Origin of the sequence: Bartonella sp. AA97HXZ, from assembly GCF_042196985.1 — a bacterium.
Taxonomy (GTDB): Bacteria; Pseudomonadota; Alphaproteobacteria; order Rhizobiales; family Rhizobiaceae; genus Bartonella.
In genome coordinates, this window is the sequence record NZ_JBHIRC010000001.1 from 271,365 (window position 1) to 292,995 (window position 21,631).

Annotated in this window: 15 protein-coding genes and 4 tRNA genes; 18 read left to right on the forward strand and 1 reads right to left on the reverse strand. The window is 39.6% G+C overall.

Features of this window, described 5'->3' with window-relative positions:
* The first annotated feature begins 71 nt into the window (after positions 1–71).
* From ACFINE_RS01130 to ACFINE_RS01155, 6 genes are all read left to right on the forward strand, one after another.
* A tRNA-Leu gene (locus ACFINE_RS01130) sits at positions 72–154 on the forward strand.
* A 135-nt stretch (positions 155–289) separates the two neighbouring features.
* Entirely contained in the window at positions 290–1,717 is a 1,428-nt protein-coding gene (gene tig / locus ACFINE_RS01135; protein ID WP_375620772.1) for a trigger factor, read from the forward strand.
* Between the two features lie 130 nt (positions 1,718–1,847).
* Positions 1,848–3,347 carry an Asp-tRNA(Asn)/Glu-tRNA(Gln) amidotransferase subunit GatB gene (gene gatB / locus ACFINE_RS01140; protein WP_375620773.1) on the forward strand — a complete coding sequence of 500 codons (1,500 nt, stop codon included), beginning with the start codon at positions 1,848–1,850 and terminating at the stop codon, positions 3,345–3,347.
* Between the two features lie 181 nt (positions 3,348–3,528).
* On the forward strand, positions 3,529–3,927 hold the full coding sequence (locus ACFINE_RS01145) for an NADH:ubiquinone oxidoreductase subunit NDUFA12 (RefSeq protein WP_375620774.1): 399 nt from the start codon (positions 3,529–3,531) through the stop codon (positions 3,925–3,927).
* A gap of 89 nt (positions 3,928–4,016) precedes the next feature.
* Positions 4,017–4,442: a DUF2155 domain-containing protein gene (locus ACFINE_RS01150; protein WP_375620815.1), complete on the forward strand. Its 426-nt coding sequence runs from the start codon at positions 4,017–4,019 to the stop codon at positions 4,440–4,442.
* A gap of 876 nt (positions 4,443–5,318) precedes the next feature.
* Positions 5,319–6,050 carry a rhomboid family intramembrane serine protease gene (locus ACFINE_RS01155; protein WP_375620775.1) on the forward strand — a complete coding sequence of 244 codons (732 nt, stop codon included), beginning with the start codon at positions 5,319–5,321 and terminating at the stop codon, positions 6,048–6,050.
* Here the strand turns inward: ACFINE_RS01155 and ACFINE_RS01160 are convergent.
* Complete coding sequence (locus ACFINE_RS01160) at positions 6,047–6,877, reverse strand: TrmH family RNA methyltransferase (protein WP_375620776.1); 831 nt, start codon at positions 6,875–6,877, stop codon at positions 6,047–6,049. The two genes, ACFINE_RS01155 and ACFINE_RS01160, sit on opposite strands and share 4 nt — an antisense overlap.
* 205 nt (positions 6,878–7,082) lie before the next feature.
* On the opposite strand from ACFINE_RS01160, the gene ACFINE_RS01165 reads away from it, so the two are divergent.
* The 12 genes from ACFINE_RS01165 to rpoC all read left to right on the forward strand — a co-directional run bounded on the left by ACFINE_RS01165 (position 7,083) and on the right by rpoC (position 21,170).
* Positions 7,083–7,166 (forward strand) — tRNA-Tyr (locus tag ACFINE_RS01165).
* A gap of 31 nt (positions 7,167–7,197) precedes the next feature.
* Positions 7,198–7,271, forward strand: a tRNA-Gly gene (locus tag ACFINE_RS01170).
* Between the two features lie 180 nt (positions 7,272–7,451).
* Positions 7,452–8,627, forward strand: a complete 1,176-nt coding sequence (tuf, locus tag ACFINE_RS01175; protein WP_012755022.1) for an elongation factor Tu — start codon at positions 7,452–7,454, stop codon at positions 8,625–8,627.
* Between the two features lie 47 nt (positions 8,628–8,674).
* A tRNA-Trp gene (locus ACFINE_RS01180) sits at positions 8,675–8,750 on the forward strand.
* A gap of 200 nt (positions 8,751–8,950) precedes the next feature.
* Positions 8,951–9,163, forward strand: a complete 213-nt coding sequence (gene secE / locus ACFINE_RS01185; protein ID WP_273790652.1) for a preprotein translocase subunit SecE — start codon at positions 8,951–8,953, stop codon at positions 9,161–9,163.
* Positions 9,164–9,183: 20 nt separating this feature from the next.
* Positions 9,184–9,714: a transcription termination/antitermination protein NusG gene (gene nusG / locus ACFINE_RS01190; RefSeq protein ID WP_273790740.1), complete on the forward strand. Its 531-nt coding sequence runs from the start codon at positions 9,184–9,186 to the stop codon at positions 9,712–9,714.
* A 150-nt stretch (positions 9,715–9,864) separates the two neighbouring features.
* Positions 9,865–10,293: a 50S ribosomal protein L11 gene (gene rplK / locus ACFINE_RS01195; protein WP_375620777.1), complete on the forward strand. Its 429-nt coding sequence runs from the start codon at positions 9,865–9,867 to the stop codon at positions 10,291–10,293.
* A 4-nt stretch (positions 10,294–10,297) separates the two neighbouring features.
* Complete coding sequence (gene rplA, locus ACFINE_RS01200; RefSeq protein WP_375613460.1) at positions 10,298–11,002, forward strand: 50S ribosomal protein L1; 705 nt, start codon at positions 10,298–10,300, stop codon at positions 11,000–11,002.
* A gap of 354 nt (positions 11,003–11,356) precedes the next feature.
* On the forward strand, positions 11,357–11,875 hold the full coding sequence (gene rplJ / locus ACFINE_RS01205; protein ID WP_012755027.1) for a 50S ribosomal protein L10: 519 nt from the start codon (positions 11,357–11,359) through the stop codon (positions 11,873–11,875).
* Between the two features lie 101 nt (positions 11,876–11,976).
* On the forward strand, positions 11,977–12,348 hold the full coding sequence (gene rplL / locus ACFINE_RS01210; RefSeq protein ID WP_375620778.1) for a 50S ribosomal protein L7/L12: 372 nt from the start codon (positions 11,977–11,979) through the stop codon (positions 12,346–12,348).
* 289 nt (positions 12,349–12,637) lie between these two features.
* Positions 12,638–16,786, forward strand: a complete 4,149-nt coding sequence (gene rpoB / locus ACFINE_RS01215) for a DNA-directed RNA polymerase subunit beta (RefSeq protein ID WP_375620779.1) — start codon at positions 12,638–12,640, stop codon at positions 16,784–16,786.
* Between the two features lie 172 nt (positions 16,787–16,958).
* Complete coding sequence (rpoC, locus tag ACFINE_RS01220) at positions 16,959–21,170, forward strand: DNA-directed RNA polymerase subunit beta' (protein WP_375613463.1); 4,212 nt, start codon at positions 16,959–16,961, stop codon at positions 21,168–21,170.
* Positions 21,171–21,631 lie beyond the last annotated feature (461 nt).

A 21,631-nucleotide genomic window follows, 5' to 3' on the forward strand; every position in this document is an offset into this window, starting at 1 on the left:
TGTTTGCTTTTTTTCTGTAATTAATGGTATAGAAACGCCGCTTGTGTAAGGTTATTAGCTTGTAAGTTTGAGCGGATGTGGCGAAATTGGTAGACGCACCAGATTTAGGTTCTGGCGGGAGACCGTGGGGGTTCGAGTCCCTCCATCCGCACCAAAGCAATCCCTTAAGTGCTACGGATTTCTACGTGTCTGAAATTCCGCTTCATGGTAAATGTAACACTCGAAGTGTTAGAATGTAATGATTATTAGAGTGGGTTGATCCCTCTCCTTAGAAAAATGAAGGTGTTTAATGCAGGTTACCGAGACGCTTAATGAAGGACTGAAGCGCGAAATTAAGATCGTGGTTCCAGCGAAAGATTTAGAAGAAAAGTTGAATGAACGATTGGATGATACCAAGGGAAAAATCAAGCTTAATGGTTTTCGTCCCGGTAAAGTGCCTAGTGGGCATTTGCGAAAAATGTATGGTAAATCCTTTATGGCGGAGATTCTCAATGAGATACTCAGTGATGCACCCCGTTCTATTTTAGCGGACCGCAATGAACGTGCAGCGATGCAGCCAAAAATTGATATAGATGAAGATGAAAAAATTCTAGATGGCAAAGCTGATTTTACTTTTAGTTTAAAGTATGAAGTTTTACCAAAAATTGACATTAAAGATTTTGAACATATTACGGTTATCCGTGAAATTGCAATTATTCCTGAACAGGATATTGATGATCAAGTCAATCGCGTCCTTTCTTCTACGCGTAATTATTCTCTAAAAGAGGGGAATTCTGAAGAAGGTGATCGCATTACCATAGATTATCAAGGTAAGCTTGAAGGCGTTCCATTTGAAGGTGGGGCAGATAGTGATGCACAACTGATTCTTGGGTCAAAACAATTTATTCCTGGTTTTGAAGAGCAATTGGTTGGTGTGAAAGCTGGGGATGTAAAAACGATTTTTGTTAAATTTCCTGATAATTACAGTGCGGCACATTTGGCGGGACGGGAAGCAGAGTTTGACATTACTGTCAAAGCTGTCTTTAAACCAGATGAATTAAAAATTGATGATGAAGCAGCGCAAAAAGTTGGTTTAGAGTCTCTAGATCGCTTACGTGAGGTCGTTCGTGGGCAGATTGAAAGCCAATATGGTTCAGTGACACGTCAAAAAGTTAAGCGTCAAATTCTTGATGCTTTAGATGCTGATTATAATTTTGAGATTCCTGAAGAACTTTTAGAGGTTGAGTTTAACAATATATGGGCTCAGGTTAATGATGATTTGAAAAAGGCTGGGCGCAGTTTTGAAGATGAAGGTATTACAGAAGAAAAGGCACGTGAGGAATATCGTGTCCTTGCGCAGCGTCGTGTTCGTCTTGGTTTGGTGCTTTCTGAAATTGGAATGAAGGTTGGTGTTAAAGTTAGTGAGGATGAGCTAAAAGCAGCAGTTTTTGATCAGGTTCGCCAATATCCAGGACAAGAGAAAGAGATTATGGATTTTTTCCGTAAGACTCCGGAAGCTGTTGAAAATCTACGTGCTCCGATTTTTGAAGAAAAGGTCATTGATCATTTATTAGCACAGATAAAAGTCACAGATAAAGAAGTGACGGTTGAAGAGTTGATGAAAGAATATGACGAATTAGATGTCCCTGAAGAAAAGCCGGCAAAGAAAAAGTCTGCAGTGAAAGAAACGTCTACAGAGAAAAAACCCGCTAAGAAAAAGGCTCCTAAAAAAGCTTAATATTTATGCAAACAACACAAGCCCGATAAAATCGGGCTTGTGTTGTAAGATTTATATCCTAGGATTGCACTGAGAGAATGGTTTTAGATAAGCCATGAGTGAATTTTAAAATATTGGTAGTGGATTGGCAATGAGCATCATTGATACGCGTACTCCTGATTCTAAGCGTTTTATTTCTGGAGTTACAGGTGATTGGGAAGTCATCATTGGCATGGAAGTTCATGCGCAAATCATATCAAATTCGAAACTTTTTTCAGGAGCATCAACCAAATTTGGTGCAGAGCCGAACAATCATGTATCACTTATTGATGCAGCCATGCCAGGTATGTTGCCTGTTCTTAATCAAGAATGTGTTCGTCAAGCGGTTCGAACGGGGTTAGGATTAAAGGCGCATATTAATTTAAAATCTGTTTTTGATCGCAAAAACTATTTTTATCCAGATTTACCGCAGGGGTATCAGATTTCTCAATTTCGCTATCCCATTGTAGGAGAGGGAAAGATTATTATATCTGTTGGTCCAGATTCAAATGGCCAATTTGAGGATATTGAAGTGGGAATTGAGAGGTTGCACCTTGAACAGGATGCTGGAAAATCGATGCACGATCAACATCCAACGATGTCTTTTGTAGATCTTAATCGTTCTGGTGTTGCTCTTATGGAAATTGTTTCCAAGCCTGATATGCGCTCATCAGATGAAGCTAAAGCCTATATGACAAAATTGCGTACGATTGTTCGTTATTTGGGCACTTGCGATGGCAATATGGATGAAGGTTCTATGCGTGCAGATGTCAATGTATCTGTTCGTCGTCCTGGTGAAGGTTTTGGAACGCGCTGTGAAATTAAAAACGTTAATTCTATTCGCTTTATTGGTCAAGCAATTGAATATGAAGCGCGTCGTCAGATCGCAATTTTAGAAGATGGAGGCGTCATAGATCAAGAGACTCGGCTTTTTGATGCCGCTAAAGGTGAAACGCGCTCTATGCGCTCAAAGGAAGAAGCGCATGACTATCGTTATTTTCCTGATCCTGATCTTTTACCATTAGAATTTGATCAAGCATTTGTGGATGCTTTGGCAGCGGACTTACCAGAATTGCCTGACGCTATAAAAGCACGTTTTGTTAAGGAAATGGGATTGACAGTGTATGATGCTTCCATTCTTGTGACAGAAAAGGCTATTGCTGATTATTTTGAAGAAGTAGCACGTGGGCGTGATGGAAAAATAGTTGCCAATTGGGTGATTAACGACCTTTTAGGGGCTTTAAATAAAGATAATCGTGAGATTGAAGAGTCACCAGTATCGCCAAATCAATTGGGAAGCATTATTGATCTTATAAAAGAAGGAGTTATTTCTGGAAAAATTGCCAAAGATCTTTTTGAGATTATTTGGAATGAGGGGGGAGATGCACGCCAAATTGTAGAAGAACGAAATATGAAGCAGGTAACGGATACAAAGGCTATTGAAAGAGCTGTTGATGAGATCGTTGCCAATAATTCTGATAAAGTTGCGCAAGCAAAGCACAAACCTGCTTTAGCTGGTTGGTTTGTTGGACAGGTAATGAAAGTAACAGGTGGTAAGGCAAATCCCCAAGCTGTTAATGAATTGGTTAAGATGAAACTTGGCATAGATTAAATTTTATGGGGTGGAGAAGAAGCCATACATATGATATCTTCTTGAAATTAAAGGATAGCACGTTAACCTATCAATTGGAATTGTAGTTGAATTTACTAGTAACTTTTTCGATAATTTCAATCGTTAATAATTTTATTCCAACGATTAATTTCATGAGCGCACTAAATGAATGGAATAGCAGATGGTTCGTTTTTTTAAGCAAATCTTCACATGGTGGAATGGCAATACCATTGGTACGCGTTTTTTCACATGGCGCAAAGGTAAGCGGATAGGGGAAGATCAATTTGGAAATATATATTATGAAGGAGGACTTCATAAGGATGGTTATCCGCACCGTTGGGTTATCTATAAAGACTATTCTGAGGCCTCTACTATTCCACCAGGTTGGCATGGCTGGATTCATCATCGCTGTGAGTGTCCACCAACACAAGAGGATTATCATCCTTATGAATGGGAAAAGCCTCATGTTGCAAATATGACAGGAACAAGTGAGGGCTATCGACCAAAGGGAGCTATCACCTCCAATGGAGAGCGTTCTTGTGTGCATGAAGATTATGATGCGTGGTCACCTAAAAAATAACATGTTTTAATGTGCGTGTGTATTTTTGTCTTATTTGACTCTATGTTATGAAAAGAATTATTTTTTAAGGTGCGATTGATTTTGATATGATGAGATTTTTTTTATTGTTAGGGGCGAGGCATTTTTTTTATATTTTTTTTATGGAAATTTTAGTGTTTTTATCCTTAAATAATGGGGTGCGGGCTGAGCGTATTAGCAATGGAATTGCTGTTTTTGCAGGTCTTGACAAAATCACGGGACGGACCACACGTTTTGAAGTTACTCTTGGTAAAATTTATCAGTACGGCGCATTACAGGTAACACCACGTGCGTGTTATACGAGCTCTAAAGATGAACCCACGCGTACAACTGGTTTTGTTGAAGTCAATGAAGTAACATTAGATAAAAAAATACGGCGTATTTTTACAGGATGGATGTTTGCAGATAGTCCTGGTTTGAACGCTGTTGAGCATCCTATTTATGATGTGTGGTTAAAGGATTGCAAGCAGAATTCTCAAGATCGTTCTCTTCAATAATTAGTGTGTTATCTATTTATAATACATTGATTTATAATGGTCCTTTATCATTTTACAACTTAATAGCAAATTCCTATGATTACCTCATTTAATTTTTTTTATATTGAATAATCCAAATTATTCTCTTGCGCGTTACAAGTGTCGGATGTGTCAATACGACTGTCTAAAAAAGGAATAAAAAATTCCGTCATGAACTGTTTAAATTCAAAGATGCATCATTAGAATCAACATATTTTTTCAGTGTTTCATAAGAGACAGTTCTTGAATTATATCTGTTAAAGGTTGAAATGAAAGGCTTGTTTATATTTGTTAAAGAGATGAACTGACGCTTTTGCATGTATGAGGGAAACAGATTATCAAGTAAGTAATTCATCATGAAACACTAATTATTATATCTAGAGAACACTGTATTGGTATTTTTCTCATAGAGATGTCGTTTTTCGTTCAAAGCATAGAAGCAATGCAGGCCATATTAATGGAAAAATTGAGATTTAAGATTCTTTAAAGTTTATCAATCGAAGTATAGCTTGGTTAAAAAATGCAATAATCAATATATTTCTAGTAAGAAAATAATGTTTATATATTTTTATTATACACCACCTCATAAGTGAGTTTGTCTATTCGTAAGTTCTTGTATATTGCATGGTAACTTCACATTTAAGTAAGTAGGATACCACTAAGTTTGTAAATCATATTCTTGATATCCATGCTTTTTAAAATCTTTTGTATAAAATACACGTGTTTTCATATAGAGCTATTGAAAATTTAAAAAGGGGCTTCGAAGAGGCGTTGAAAAGATTCTGCATCACTGGGAATGGTATATTTATTTTGTATAAAAGAATAACCCATTTTCTAAAAAATACGAGATTTTATACAATGAAAGTTTCTAGTCACCAACATAATGATGTTTCCCGATTGCCAAAACAACCTAAAGAACCCTTATTGAATGTTCCATTTATTATAGTTGTTTTGATAGCATTTTGTTTTTGTCTTTATTGCATTTCTCAGTATTTTTTTTCTCATCATGTTTATGTTGAAAGTCTTGAGCTTTTTTCATTTATACCAGCATTGTTTAAGAGGGATCCTGTAGCATTTTGTTATACCATGGTGAGTTATTCATTTATGCATAGTAGTTTTAAACATGTTGCTCTTAATATGGTTTGGCTTTTGGTTTTCGGCTCTCCTTTAGCAAGGCATTTTGGTGTTTTACGTTTTTTAATTTTTTGGGTGTTAACGGCAGTTATTTCTGTTTTGACTTATTTTACATTTCATCAAGAAAGTACCATATCACTTATTGGGGCGTCAGGTGCCGTATCTGGAATGATGGGTGCTATTGCACGTTACGGTTTTCCTAGTGGTAATCTAGCTGTCAATGCGCAGAACGAAAAACTTTTAGGACCTTTATTATCTGTCAAAAAAGCTCTGTGTTCTAAGGGGGTTCTTGTTTATATGAGTGTATGGCTGACGACTGATTTGATCATAGGTATTTCTTCTATTTTGTTTGAAGAAAATGGCATCTCAATAGCATGGGAAGCTCATATTGGCGGGTTTTTTGCGGGTTTTTTGTTGGTTGGTTTTTTTGATGTTTCACAAAAAATTAAAAACTAGAATCTAAGATATTGATGTGCCACATAAAGAGCTATTGTTGCTGCATTTGAAACATTTAATGATTTAATATTTCCAGGCATGTCAAGGCGTGTTAAAGCGCAAACGGTTTCGCGTGTTTTTTTACGTAAACCTTTACCTTCTGCTCCTAAAACAAGAGCAATTTTATTCCCTGTTAATGCTGTTTCTAGAGGTTGGTCACCTTCTGAATCGAGACCAAAGCTTGTAAAACCTGTTTGATGAAGTTCTTGAAGAGCTTCAGCAAGGTTTCGTACGGTAATATAATGAATCATCTCCAGAGCTCCAGATGCCGCTTTCGCAAGAACACCGCTTTCGTGGGGAGAGTGACGGCAAGTTGTAATAAGTGCTTTAGCTTTCAATGCAACTGCAGAGCGCATAATAGCGCCAACATTATGTGGATCGGTAATTTGATCCATGACAATGACCAGATCAGTATTGGTTAGTTCCGACAGTTTGCATGGTTTGAGGGGGAGAGTTTCCAAAACAATACCTTGATGAACAGCCTCACTTCCAACAAGCGAATCAAGATATTTGGGGGTGCATAATATAACAGAGCAAGGATAATCTGATTCGGATATATTTAATCGTTTTAAGGCATTTTGTGTAACGTAAAGACATTTTAAAATTCTTTTTGGGTTTTCTAAAGCAGCCTGAACAGAATGAATGCCATAAAGATGGATGATCTCTTGCTGTAAAGAAGCAGCTTTCTTCTTTGGGTGTGTAAAAGATCGAGAAGGAGAGCCTTTTGTATCGCGATATCGGCGACGCAAACGAGCATAATGAGAATTTTGTGATGTTTTTTCTTTCATAGCTTCTTTATAACGTGTTAATAAGAAAAATAGAGAGAAAAAATCTATGATTTAAAATTATGAGCAGGAAATTTGTACAGAATTGTATTTATTCTGTTGACAGATACAATAGTAATCGTCATAACCACTTCGCAATCAGATTGAATTGAATGGGTATTCAAGGTGGTTGTCGTGATGTCTCATTGCGCGACTTTATCGGTGTAATGGAGGGGTGCCCGAGTGGTTAAAGGGGGCGGACTGTAAATCCGTTGCGTATGCTACGTTGGTTCGAATCCAACCCCCTCCACCATTCATCGAAGGAGAGTTAGTACGTGGGTCATGCGGGTATAGCTCAATGGTAGAGCAGCAGCCTTCCAAGCTGAATATGCGGGTTCGATTCCCGCTACCCGCTCCAAGTGGTTGTTGGTGATTGGGCAAATAGGTATGATGGAGGATATTCCATTTATAGATTTGGTGGGGTTTTCCGTCTAAGAGTTGTGGTGATTGGGCTGTTTACAGTCTGGTCAGACTCGTTTTTGCAGGACTGACCCTAGGTGCTAACAAAAATAGGGAATAAAACAAGAGATTAATAGCAATGGCGAAGAGCAAGTTTGAACGAACAAAACCGCATGTTAATATTGGTACGATTGGTCACGTTGATCATGGGAAGACCTCGTTGACAGCAGCGATTACGAAATATTTTGGTGAATTTAAAGCCTATGACCAAATTGACGCTGCGCCAGAGGAGCGCGCACGTGGAATTACTATTTCTACAGCACACGTTGAGTATGAAACGGAAAATCGTCACTATGCGCACGTTGATTGTCCAGGACATGCTGATTATGTGAAAAACATGATCACAGGGGCAGCACAGATGGATGGTGCTATTTTGGTTGTTTCAGCAGCTGATGGTCCAATGCCTCAGACACGTGAGCATATTTTGCTTGCGCGTCAGGTTGGTGTTCCAGCAATTGTTGTTTTTCTTAATAAAGTTGATCAGGTTGATGATGCAGAACTTTTGGAGCTTGTAGAGCTTGAGGTTCGGGAACTTTTATCCAAGTATGATTTCCCAGGTGATGATATACCAATTGTTAAGGGTTCTGCGTTGGCAGCTCTTGAAGATAAGGATAAAAGCATTGGTGAAGATGCTGTTCGTCTTTTAATGAGTGAAGTTGATAATTATATTCCAACCCCTGAACGTCCTGTTGATCAACCATTTTTGATGCCGATAGAAGATGTATTTTCGATTTCGGGTCGTGGAACCGTTGTTACGGGTCGTGTTGAGCGTGGTGTTATTAAAGTTGGAGAGGAAATCGAGATTATCGGTATTCGTCCAACATCTAAGACGACGGTTACAGGTGTTGAAATGTTCCGCAAGCTTTTAGATCAAGGTCAAGCGGGTGATAATATAGGAGCTCTTCTACGTGGTGTTGATCGTGAAGGGATTGAGCGTGGTCAAGTATTGGCGAAGCCAGGATCCGTTACGCCTCATACACGTTTTAAAGCAGAAGCTTACATTTTGACAAAAGATGAAGGTGGACGTCATACGCCATTTTTTACAAATTATCGTCCTCAGTTTTACTTCCGTACGACGGACGTTACAGGTATTGTTACGCTTCCAGAAGGAACGGAAATGGTTATGCCAGGTGACAATGTTGCGATGGATGTTTCGTTGATCGTTCCGATAGCGATGGAAGAGAAACTTCGTTTTGCTATTCGTGAAGGTGGTCGTACTGTTGGTGCCGGTATCGTCTCTAAGATCATTGAATAAATAATGCTTGTTAAAGGGGTGTTAAAAGTGTTTTAGTTTTGAGAGTTAGGGGTATAGCTCAGTTGGTAGAGCGGCGGTCTCCAAAACCGCAGGTCGCGGGTTCAAGTCCTGCTGCCCCTGCCAAAGAGGGATTTTACATATAAGGGAGTGGATTTTGCTACCTTTTTCGCTTTTTTTGATATGGGGCTTGTTTTTTTGTGTGTGAAACGGTATTGAATAGAAAGTAAGGAAATTGCATAAGTCTGAAAGTTGGCTTTTGCATTTTTTTCCTGTTTATTTTGTTCTATAAAACACAATAGGACTAGAGAGAGTATAGTGTGACGATGGCATCTAAAACCAATCCGATTACCTTTTTGAAGCAGGTTTATGCAGAAACAATTAAAGTGAAATGGCCTACACGTCGTGAGACGGTTATTTCTACTATTATGGTTTTGTTGGTAACTGCATTGGCTTCAGCTTTCTTTTTTATTGTGGATCAGGTTATGCATTTTGGTGTTTGGCGGGTTATTGATCTTCTGAAATATCTTTTTAGTTGAGAATGTAAGGAAATGTGACTGTGGCAGCTCGTTGGTATATTGTTCAGGCATATTCAAATTTTGAAAAGAAAGTAGCGGAAGCTATTGATAAGGAGGCAAAGCAAAAGGGACTTGATCATCTTTTTGAAAAGATTTTTGTTCCAACAGAGCGTGTTGTAGAGGTACGTCGTGGACGCAAAGTTGATACTGAGCGAAAATTTTTTCCTGGTTATGTTCTTGTTCGTGCTGAGTTAACAGATGAAGTTTATCATCTTATTAAGAATACGCCTAAAGTGACAGGTTTTTTAGGGTCGGATGCGCGTCCTGTTCCTATTTCTGATCGAGAGGTTGAGCAAATTCTCAAACAAGTTCAGGAAAGGGTTGAGTCTCCAAAGTCCTCTGTATTGTTTGAGGTTGGAGAGCAAGTTCGCGTTGCTGATGGTCCTTTTGTTTCGTTTAATGGAATTGTTCAAGAGGTTGAAGAAGAGCGCTCTCGTCTTAAGGTTGAGGTGCTTATTTTTGGGCGTCCTACGCCTGTTGATTTGGAATTTGGTCAGGTTGAAAAACTCTGATTAAACTTAGAGTAGTTTTAATTACTTTAAGGAAGGAGTGGGAGGTGATTTATAGCTTTTGTCGGCTTAATGATCCGAACCACGTGACTGCAAGCGGGTGACGGGCAAGATGAATTGTCAGTATACCAGTGAAATTAAAGGCAGATTGTTATGGCAAAAAAAAGTATAGGTCAGCTTAAGTTGCAGGTCCCTGCAGGAACTGCTACTCCATCTCCACCAATTGGTCCAGCTCTTGGGCAGCGTGGTATTAATATCATGGAATTTTGTAAGGCGTTTAATGCAGCGACACAAGAAATGGAAAAGGGGGCACCGATTCCAGTTGTTATTACGTATTACCAAGATAAGTCTTTCACCTTTTCTCTCAAGACGCCTCCTGTATCATTCTTTTTAAAGAAGGAAGCAAATCTGAAATCTGGCTCAAAAGAGCCTGGTAAAGTGTCTGTAGGAAGCATTTCTCGCGATAAAATTCGTTCGATTGCGGAATCAAAGATGAAAGATCTTAATGCGAATGACATTGAGGCAGCAATGCGTATGGTTGAAGGTTCTGCTCGCTCGATGGGCTTGGAAGTGGTGGGCTAATATTATGGCAAAAGTAGCAAAAAGAATAAAAAATATCCGAAAAGATATTGATTTTAATGAACTTTACGCTTTAAAAGATGCCGTTTCAATGGTTAAGGAGCGTGCCGTTGCTAAGTTTGATGAAACAATCGAAATTTCAATGAACTTGGGTGTTGATCCTCGTCATGCTGATCAAATGGTTCGAGGCGTTGCTCATTTGCCTAATGGAACAGGGAGAAATATTCGTGTTGCCGTTTTTGCTCGTGGGGATAAGGCTGAGGAAGCTAAGGCGGCAGGAGCTGATATTGTGGGTGCCGAAGATTTATTTGAAAGCGTTAATAGAGGGACTATAGATTTTGATCGTTGTATTGCAACGCCAGACATGATGCCTCTTGTTGGTCGTCTTGGTAAGATTCTTGGTCCACGGAGTTTGATGCCGAATCCGAAAGTTGGTACTGTAACACTTGATGTCGCCGGTGCTGTCAAAGCTTCTAAAGGTGGTGCTGTTGAGTTTCGTGTGGAAAAAGCTGGTATTGTGCATGCTGGTATTGGTAAGGCTTCTTTTGGTGTTGAAAAAATCGTAGAAAATATAAAAGCCTTTGCAAGTGCAGTTATTAAAGCCAAACCGCAAGGTGCAAAAGGTGAGTATATTAAGCGCGTTGCTGTTTCGTCGACTATGGGAATTGGTGTTAAAGTTGATCCAGCAACGGTTCGTTCAGAGCTAGTATAAGCTGATTTATAATTTTGTTTTGGGGTATGGGAATATCAAAATTGTATTTAAAATGCTGATTTTGATCAGCTCGCTATCTAAGCTTTATAGGGCTTAGGTTGTACCGGGAGAAATTCCGGAATATCCTGTCCGAGATTGTAGGTGATGCTTTTAAGTATCTTAATCAAAAAAACCTGCATGAGACTGGGGTAAAAACTGAGAGTTAAAAGACTTAAAGGGTTTGAGCCAAGGTTGCCTTTGAACGCTGTGCGTAAAAAAGGGGACAGGATCCTCATCGGTGACATGAAGTATTTTATGTTATCAAAGGTAACCAACAGGTTTGTTTTAAGCAAATCTGTTAAATGGAGAGAGACAGTGAATAGAGCGGAAAAACGCGAATTTGTTACATGGCTTAACGAGGCTTTTCGGAAGTCTGGTTCTGTTGTTGTTGCACATTATTCCGGTCTGACAGTTTCACAGATGAATGATCTGCGTTCGAAAATGGGTGAAGCTGGCGGTGCCGTTAAGGTCGCCAAAAACCGTCTTGCTAAAATCGCTCTTCAGGGCACGGAATCTGAATCGATAGTGGGTTTGTTTACTGGACAAACACTTATTGCTTATTCAGAAGATCCAATCACAGCACCGAAAGTTGCTGTTGATTTTGCGAAAAGCAATGACAAATTTGTCATACTTGGCGGTTCAATGGGTGCAACAAGTTTAACTGTAGATGCTGTGAAGTCATTGGCTTCATTGCCTTCATTAAACGAGTTGCGTGCAAAACTTGTGGGTATGATTTCTACCCCTGCGACCCGTATTGCACAGGTTGTTAATGCCCCTGCTGGTCAGGTTGCACGTGTCATTGGAGCATATGCTCAGGAGGATAAGGCGGCTTAAGGCTGTTTGTATTCACGTTTATGGAAGAGCTTTAATGCTTTTCTGTTTTTTTGAATAAGATTTAATAATGGTTCAAATCTTTTAATTGAAGGAATTTAAAAATGGCTGATCTAGAGAAGATCGTAGAAGACCTTTCTAATCTAACCCTTTTGGAAGCCGCTGAGCTTTCTAAGTTACTTGAAGAAAAGTGGGGAGTTTCGGCTGCTGCTCCTGTAGCTGTCGCTGCTGTTACTGGTGCTGCTGCTCCAGCTGCTGAAGAAAAAACAGAATTTGATGTTATTCTTGTTGAAGGTGGCGCACAAAAAATTAATGTTATTAAGGAAGTTCGTGCTCTTACTGGACTTGGTCTTAAAGAAGCTAAAGATCTGGTTGAAGGTGCACCTAAGCCTATTAAAGAGGCTGCTTCTAAAGAAGAAGCAGAAAAAATTAAATCTCAACTTGAAGCTGCCGGTGCTAAGGTGGAACTTAAGTAAATTTAATTTTATCGGCGGGCATTTATGTTCGCCGATTTTCTTTCTCTTAATACAAAGAGGGAAAATAATGAGTAAAAAACTTTTCCCAATGGTTTCGTAACAGGAATGGGATAAGTTTGGATTACTTATCCCTTCATCATAGAGTCAAAGAGATAAATGGCTTATGTTGGTGGGGAAAGTTAATGATGCTCATTATTGAGTGTCAAGTGAACTGGTCTGCATATGCAGGTTAATGGTATAAGGCTTTCAAGGTTGGTCTACCTTGAAGAGTAAAGATCAAGGAGCGACGATGGCTCAGACTCACGCAATGATGTCTCAATTCAATGGTCGTAAGCGCGTACGGAAATTTTTTGGTAAGATTCCTGAAGTAGCAGAAATGCCGAATCTTATTGAGGTTCAAAAAGCCTCATACGATCAATTTCTCATGGTTGAGGAACCGAAAGGTGGGCGACCAGATGAAGGTTTGCAAGCTGTTTTTAAATCGGTTTTTCCTATTTCAGATTTTTCCGGTACAGCTATGCTTGAGTTTGTAGGTTATGAATTTGATTTACCAAAATTTGATGTTGAAGAGTGCCGTCAACGTGATTTAACTTATGCTGCCCCATTAAAGGTCATATTGCGTTTGATTGTTTTTGATGTTGATGAGGATACTGGCTCCAAAGATATCAAAGACATTAAAGAGCAAGGCGTTTATATGGGCGATATGCCTTTAATGACGACGAATGGTACCTTTATTGTTAATGGTACGGAGCGTGTTATTGTTTCTCAGATGCATCGTTCTCCTGGTGTCTTTTTTGACCATGATAAAGGAAAGTCCCATTCATCAGGAAAGTTTCTTTTTGCTGCTCGTGTTATTCCGTATCGTGGTTCTTGGCTTGATATTGAGTTTGATGCTAAGGACATCATTTATGCGCGTATTGATCGACGGCGCAAGATTCCTGTTACTAGTCTTTTGATGGCATTAGGTATGGATGCGTCGGATATTTTATCGACGTTTTATGATAAAGTGACTTATGAGCGTGATGGAGAAGGATGGCGAGTTCCTTATTCTGTGGATCGCTTTAAAGGAATGAAGCTCATTTCTGACCTTATAAATGCAGATAGTGGTGAAGTCGTTGCGGAGGCTGGTAAAAAATTAACAGTTCGTACTGCGAAGTCTTTGGTAGAAAAAGGACTTAAAGCGGTTAAAGTTAGTGAAGATGATTTATTAGGTTGTTATCTAGCCGAAGATATCGTCAATTACGAAACAGGTGAAATCTACCTTGAAGCTGGTGATGAAATTGACGAAAAAGTATTAAAAGTTCTGCTCGATGTTAGTGCTGATCAAGTCAATATTCTTGATATTGATCACATGAATATTGGCGCTTACATCCGCAATACTTTGAAGGTGGATAAAAATGAAAGTCGGCAGGATGCGTTATTTGATATTTACCGGGTGATGCGTCCAGGTGAACCTCCAACAATCGATACAGCAGAAGCAATGTTCCATTCATTGTTTTTTGATCCAGAGCGTTATGATCTTTCAGCTGTCGGGCGTGTTAAGATGAATTTACGTATGGATCTTGATTGTCCAGACACAGTTCGCATTTTACGCCAAGAGGATATTCTTGCTGTTGTTAAGATGTTGGTTGAATTGCGTGATGGACGTGGTGAAATTGATGATATTGATAATCTTGGCAACCGTCGCGTTCGTTCCGTCGGGGAGTTGATGGAAAATCAATATCGCATTGGTCTTCTTCGTATGGAGCGTGCGATAAAAGAGCGTATGTCATCGGTTGAAATTGATACAGTTATGCCACAGGATTTGATTAATGCAAAGCCTGCGGCAGCAGCAGTCCGTGAATTTTTTGGGTCTTCACAATTGTCGCAGTTTATGGATCAAACCAATCCATTGTCAGAAATTACCCATAAGCGCCGTCTTTCTGCTCTTGGTCCAGGTGGTTTGACACGTGAACGTGCGGGTTTTGAAGTTCGTGACGTACATCCTACGCATTATGGTCGTATTTGTCCGATTGAAACACCAGAAGGCCCCAACATTGGTCTGATTAACTCCTTAGCAACATTTGCGCGAGTTAACAAATATGGCTTTATTGAAAGCCCATATCGAAAAATTATTGATGGAAAAGTCACAAAAGAAGTTATTTATCTTTCAGCGATGGAAGAAGCAAAGCATTATGTCGCTCAGGCTAATTCTTCATTAGATAACGAAGGTCGTTTTATAGAAGAGTTTGTTGTTTGCCGTCATGCTGGTGAAGTTTTAATGGCGCCGCGTGATCATGTTGATTTGATGGATGTTTCACCAAAACAGTTGGTTTCAGTTGCAGCAGCGCTTATTCCTTTTTTGGAAAATGATGATGCGAATCGTGCGCTTATGGGATCGAACATGCAGCGTCAAGCAGTTCCTCTTGTACGCGCTGAAGCGCCATTTGTTGGGACGGGAATGGAATCTATTGTTGCGCGCGATTCAGGAGCTGCTGTGAGTGCAAAGCGTAGTGGTGTTGTTGATCAAGTCGATGCTACCCGTATTGTTATCCGTGCAACAGAAGATTTAGATCCTTCAAAATCAGGCGTTGATATTTACCGCTTACAGAAATTTCAGCGTTCTAATCAGTCCACTTGTATTAATCAGCGTCCTCTTGTACATGTCGGTGATAGGGTAGAGAAAGGTGATATCATTGCAGATGGTCCATCCACGGATCTTGGTGATTTGGCTCTTGGGCGGAATGTTCTCGTAGCCTTTATGCCTTGGAATGGATACAATTATGAAGATTCTATTTTGTTATCCGAGCGCATTGTTGCTGATGATGTGTTTACTTCAATTCATATTGAGGAATTTGAAGTTGCGGCACGCGATACAAAACTTGGACCTGAGGAAATTACGCGCGACATTCCTAATGTTGCGGAAGAAGCGTTAAGAAATCTTGATGAAGCTGGCATTATTTATATTGGTGCTGAAGTTCAACCCGGTGATATTTTAGTTGGAAAGATTACCCCGAAAGGTGAAAGTCCCATGACGCCGGAAGAAAAGCTTCTGCGTGCAATTTTTGGGGAAAAGGCATCCGATGTTCGTGATACTTCTATGCGTATGCCTCCTGGGACTTTTGGTACTGTTGTTGAAGTTCGCGTTTTTAATCGCCATGGTGTGGAAAAAGATGAACGTGCGATGGCAATTGAGCGTGAAGAAATTGAGCGTTTAGCAAAAGACCGTGATGATGAACAGTCTATTCTTGATCGCAATGTTTATGCGCGCCTCACCGATATGTTGACAGGTAAAGTTGCTGTAGAAGGTCCGAAAGGCTTTTCGGGTAGTAAAAAGCTTGATAGTACAGTAATGGGGCATTATCCACGATCCCAGTGGTGGCAATTTGCTGTTGAGGATGAAAAGCTTCAAAATGAAATTGAAGCTTTGCGCAAGCAATATGATGAATCAAAAGAAGCATTACAACGTCGCTTTATGGATAAGGTTGAAAAGGTCCAAAGAGGTGATGAAATGCCTCCTGGTGTCATGAAAATGGTGAAAGTTTTTGTGGCTGTGAAGCGCAAAATCCAACCAGGTGACAAGATGGCGGGGCGTCACGGGAATAAGGGTGTTGTTTCACGTATTCTTCCCGTAGAAGATATGCCATTTCTTGAAGATGGGACCCATGCTGATATCGTCTTGAATCCGCTTGGTGTGCCTAGTCGTATGAATGTTGGACAAATTCTTGAAACGCATCTTGGTTGGGCATGTGCGGGGATGGGCAAGAAGATTGGTGCTTTGTTAGAGTTATATCAAGAGACTGGGGATATATTGCCGTTGCGTCAGCGTATTGAAAATCTTATGCCTGATGATAATCATAATGAACCAGTTCGTCAGTATGATAATGAAAGCCTTTACAAATTGGCATTGCAGATGAAGAAAGGGGTTTCAATTGCAACGCCTGTTTTTGATGGAGCACATGAGTCTGATATTAACATGATGCTGGAAGACGCAGGCTTAGATAGTTCAGGGCAGGTTACGCTTTATGATGGTCGTACTGGGGAGCCTTTTGATCGCCCAGTAACGGTGGGATATATTTACATGTTGAAATTGCATCACCTTGTTGATGATAAGATTCATGCACGTTCTATTGGTCCCTATTCACTCGTTACGCAGCAGCCATTAGGAGGTAAGGCACAATTTGGTGGTCAGCGTTTTGGTGAAATGGAGGTTTGGGCACTTGAAGCTTATGGTGCTGCATACACTTTGCAGGAGATGCTAACAGTAAAATCAGATGATGTGGCTGGTCGAACAAAAGTCTATGAGGCAATTGTGCGTGGTGATGATACATTTGAGGCAGGTATACCCGAAAGCTTTAATGTGTTGGTAAAAGAAATGCGCTCACTTGCTCTTAATGTGGAGCTTGATGATGCGCGTGAACTTATTGCACAGCGGGCATTGTCTGATACGGCAGAATAATAATTCAAGGAGCGCACTAGAAAAAGGCTGCGCTCTTATTGCTTTAAGAGGCTCAATAACCTTATTAAGGCTATACAGGTCGTTTTTAAAAGTAAATGTATTTTAAAGAAGATTTGTTATAAAATAAATGAGATATTACAACAGGTTCTAAGAATCTTTGAAGGAGAACAGCATGAACCACGAGGTCATGAATCTTTTCAATCCTCAAGCGCCAGCGCAGACATTTGACTCTATTCGTATTTCTATTGCGAGTCCTGAGAAAATTTTGTCCTGGTCGTATGGTGAGATTAAGAAGCCTGAGACGATTAATTATCGGACTTTTAAACCAGAGCGTGATGGTCTTTTTTGTGCACGTATATTTGGCCCTATTAAGGACTATGAATGTCTATGTGGCAAATATAAACGCATGAAGTATAAGGGCATTATTTGTGAAAAATGTGGTGTAGAGGTTACTCTTTCGCGTGTACGTCGTGAGCGTATGGGGCATATTGAACTTGCGGCACCCGTTGCGCATATATGGTTTCTTAAATCATTACCAGGTCGTATTTCTACACTTTTAGATTTAACTTTAAAAGATATTGAACGGGTTCTTTATTTTGAGAATTATATTGTAACCGAACCAGGGTTAACATCTCTTAAGCTCCATCAGCTTCTTTCTGAAGAAGAATATATGCTTGCTATTGATGAATTTGGAGAAGATCAGTTTACAGCTATGATTGGCGCTGAAGCTATTTACGAGCTTTTAGCTAGTATGGAGTTAGATAAAATCGCTAATGATTTGCGTCTTGAATTAGCTGAAACAACTTCAGAGTTAAAGCAGAAAAAATTGATTAAACGACTTAAAATCGTTGAAAATTTTCTTGAATCTGGAAATAAGCCAGAGTGGATGATTATGAAAACAATTCCGGTTATTCCACCGGATTTGCGTCCATTGGTTCCGCTTGATGGTGGGCGTTTTGCGACATCAGATCTGAATGATCTTTATCGGCGTGTTATTAATCGTAATAACCGCTTGAAGCGGCTGATTGAATTGCGAGCTCCTGGAATTATCGTACGCAATGAAAAGCGTATGGTACAAGAAGCTGTTGATGCATTGTTTGATAATGGACGGCGTGGGCGTGTGATTACTGGAGCCAATAAACGTCCTCTTAAGTCTTTATCAGATATGTTGAAGGGCAAGCAAGGACGTTTTCGTCAGAACTTACTTGGGAAGCGTGTTGATTACTCGGGGCGTTCTGTTATCGTGACGGGTCCTGAATTAAAATTGCATCAATGTGGTCTTCCCAAAAAAATGGCTCTTGAATTATTTAAGCCTTTTATTTATGCACGGCTTGATGCAAAAGGCTATTCATCAACGGTAAAGCAGGCAAAGAAGCTTGTTGAAAAAGAACATCCAGAAGTTTGGGATATCTTGGATGAGGTTATTCGTGAACACCCTGTTTTACTCAACCGCGCGCCAACATTGCACCGTTTGGGGATTCAGGCTTTTGAACCTATCTTAATTGAAGGCAAAGCTATTCAACTTCATCCACTGGTGTGTACTGCTTTTAATGCAGATTTTGATGGTGATCAGATGGCGGTTCACGTGCCGCTTTCTCTTGAAGCACAGCTTGAAGCCCGTGTTTTGATGATGTCCACCAATAATATTCTTCATCCGGCAAATGGTGCTCCCATTATTGTTCCCTCACAGGATATGGTTCTTGGTCTTTATTATCTTTCAATTGTTTCTGAAAAAGAACCAGGTGAAGGAATGGCCTTTTCTGATATAGGTGAGCTTCATTATGCCTTGGAAAATAAGGTTATAACGCTTCATACGAAGATTAAAGGCCGTGTTAAGAATATGGGGAAGGATGGAAAAGAAGTCTCTAAACTTTATGATACGACACCTGGTCGTTTGATTATCGGTGAGCTTTTGCCAAAAAGTGCGGATATCTCATTTGATATTGTCAATCAAGAGATGACGAAAAAGAACATTTCTAAAATGATTGATCATGTTTATCGGCACTGTGGACAAAAAGAGACGGTTATTTTTTGTGACCGTATTATGCAGCTTGGCTTTTCTTATGCTTGTCGTGCAGGAATTTCATTCGGTAAGGACGATATGGTTATTCCTGATAGTAAGTCGCGTTTAGTCGCAGAAACAGAAGCTTTGGCTAAGGAGTACGAACAGCAATATAATGATGGTTTGATTACACAAGGTGAAAAATACAATAAGGTTGTAGATGCTTGGGGTAAATGTACAGATCGCGTCGCAGATGAAATGATGAAACGTATTCAAGCTGTCGATTTTGATCCTAAAACAGGTCGTCAACGGCCGATGAATTCTATCTATATGATGTCGCACTCTGGTGCTCGTGGTTCTGCTAACCAGATGAGACAATTGGCCGGTATGCGTGGATTAATGGCAAAACCATCGGGTGAAATTATTGAAACACCCATTATTTCAAATTTTAAAGAAGGTCTAACTGTTAATGAATACTTCAATTCCACGCATGGTGCACGTAAAGGACTTGCTGATACTGCGTTAAAGACGGCGAACTCTGGTTATTTAACACGGCGTCTTGTTGATGTTGCACAGGATGCTATTATTTCAGCAGTTGATTGTGGTACCGCAAAAGGGCTTACCATGCAGCCGATTGTTGATGCAGGACAAATTGTTGCCTCCCTTGGGCAAAGAATTCTTGGTCGTACAGCGCTTGTTGATATTCTACATCCTGTCTCTGGAGAGGTTATCCTTGAAGGTGGAGCAATGATTGAGGAAGCTGATGTCGCGAAGATTGAAGCAGCTGGGATTCAATCTGTTCAAATTCGTTCTGCATTAACATGTGAAACACGTCTTGGTGTTTGTGCAAAATGCTATGGTCGTGATTTGGCGCGTGGAACACCTGTTAATCAGGGAGAAGCCGTTGGTGTTATTGCTGCTCAATCCATTGGTGAGCCGGGAACACAGCTTACTATGCGTACTTTCCACTTAGGAGGAACTGCGCAGGTTGTTGATTCATCGTATTTAGAGGCATCTTATGAAGGTAAGGTGGAGATTCGTAATCGTAATGTAGTTCGTAACTCTGAAGGCCATTTGGTTGTTATGGGGCGTAATATGGCTATCCTTATCAAGGATGAGTTAGGAAAAGAGCGCGTTGTACATCGTGTTAGCTATGGTGCTCATATTTTTGTTGATGATGGTGATGTGGTTAAACGTGGCCAACGTATAGCAGAATGGGATCCTTATACACGTCCAATTTTAACGGAAGTTGAAGGCTATGTGGGTTTTGAAGATATGATTGATGGTTTATCTGTCACTGAAACAGCTGATGAATCTACGGGTATTACGAAGCGTTTGGTGATTGATTGGCGCGCTAATCCACGTGGTGCGGATCTTAAACCAGCTATTATTATTCACACGGATAAAGAAGGTGAATCCATTGCTAAATTGTATAAGGGAGGTGAAGCCCGTTATATGATGTCAGTGGAAACTATTCTTTCTGTTGAGCTTGGTGCTCATGTTAAGGCTGGTGATGTTATTGCTCGTTTGCCAATGGAAAGTGCCAAGACGAAAGATATTACGGGTGGTCTTCCTCGTGTGGCTGAGCTTTTTGAAGCGCGTCGTCCAAAGGATCATGCGATTATTGCTGAAGTTAGTGGTACAATTCGATTTGGCCGTGGTTATAAGAATAAACGTCGTATCATTATTGAACCAAATGATGAAACTCTTGAGGCAGTAGAATACTTGATTCCAAAAGGTAAGTTGTTCCACTTCCAAGAAGGCGATCAAATTGAAAAGGGAGATTATATCCTTGATGGTAATCCAGCACCTCATGACATCTTGGCGATTAAGGGGGTTGAAGCTTTGGCATCTTATCTTGTTAATGAGATTCAGGAGGTTTATCGTTTGCAGGGAGTTCTTATTAATGATAAGCACATTGAAGTGATTGTTCGTCAAATGTTGCAAAAAGTTGAAATTACTGAATCTGGAGATTCTGGTTATATTCCAGGTGATAATGTTGATCGTATTGAACTTGATGAAATCAATGATAATTTGATTGCAGAAGGTAAGAAACCTGCATCTGGTAATCCCATTCTTCTTGGAATTACAAAAGCTTCTCTTCAAACGCCTTCTTTCATTTCGGCGGCATCGTTTCAGGAAACAACACGTGTTCTTACTGAAGCAGCAGTTTCTGGTAAAATTGATACTTTGCAAGGACTTAAAGAGAACGTTATTGTCGGTCGTCTTATTCCAGCAGGTACGGGTGGTACAATTTCTCAAATCCGTCGTATTGCTGCAGTTCGTGATGATTTGATTGTAGATGAGCAGCGTAAGTCTAGTAATAACGAAGTGGCTAAGGCTATGTTGACAAATATGACAACCGGGGCCGTTGCTGAATAATTTAAATACAACATCACATAATATAAAAACGTCTGAATAGAAAGTTTAGACGTTTTTTTATTTCGAAATGCAGAAGTTGTATATTTTTTTGAAAAATATCAAAAATTATAAGGCGATAGTTATTTTAAACATCTTTAGTAGCTTATTATTTTGTAATGATGCTTATCTTTTTTGTTACTTTATTTTAAAGTTTCTTAATTTCTAAAAGCAGTATAGAATTTTTCCAAAATATGTGAAACTCAAAAATCATATTCAAGGAAAAGAGTTGATTATCTACAAATCAAATAAGATTGATTTTGAACTTTAGGAAAATTTTTGATTGATATCTTCTATAAAAATTTAAAAGGACTTATGATGAAAGATCAAGAGTCCTTTCTATAATCTAAAAAATAATTGATTCTCTACTATACAATGTTTGTGAATGTATTTTCTTCTAAATTAGAATGCAGAAAAGTAGAGAT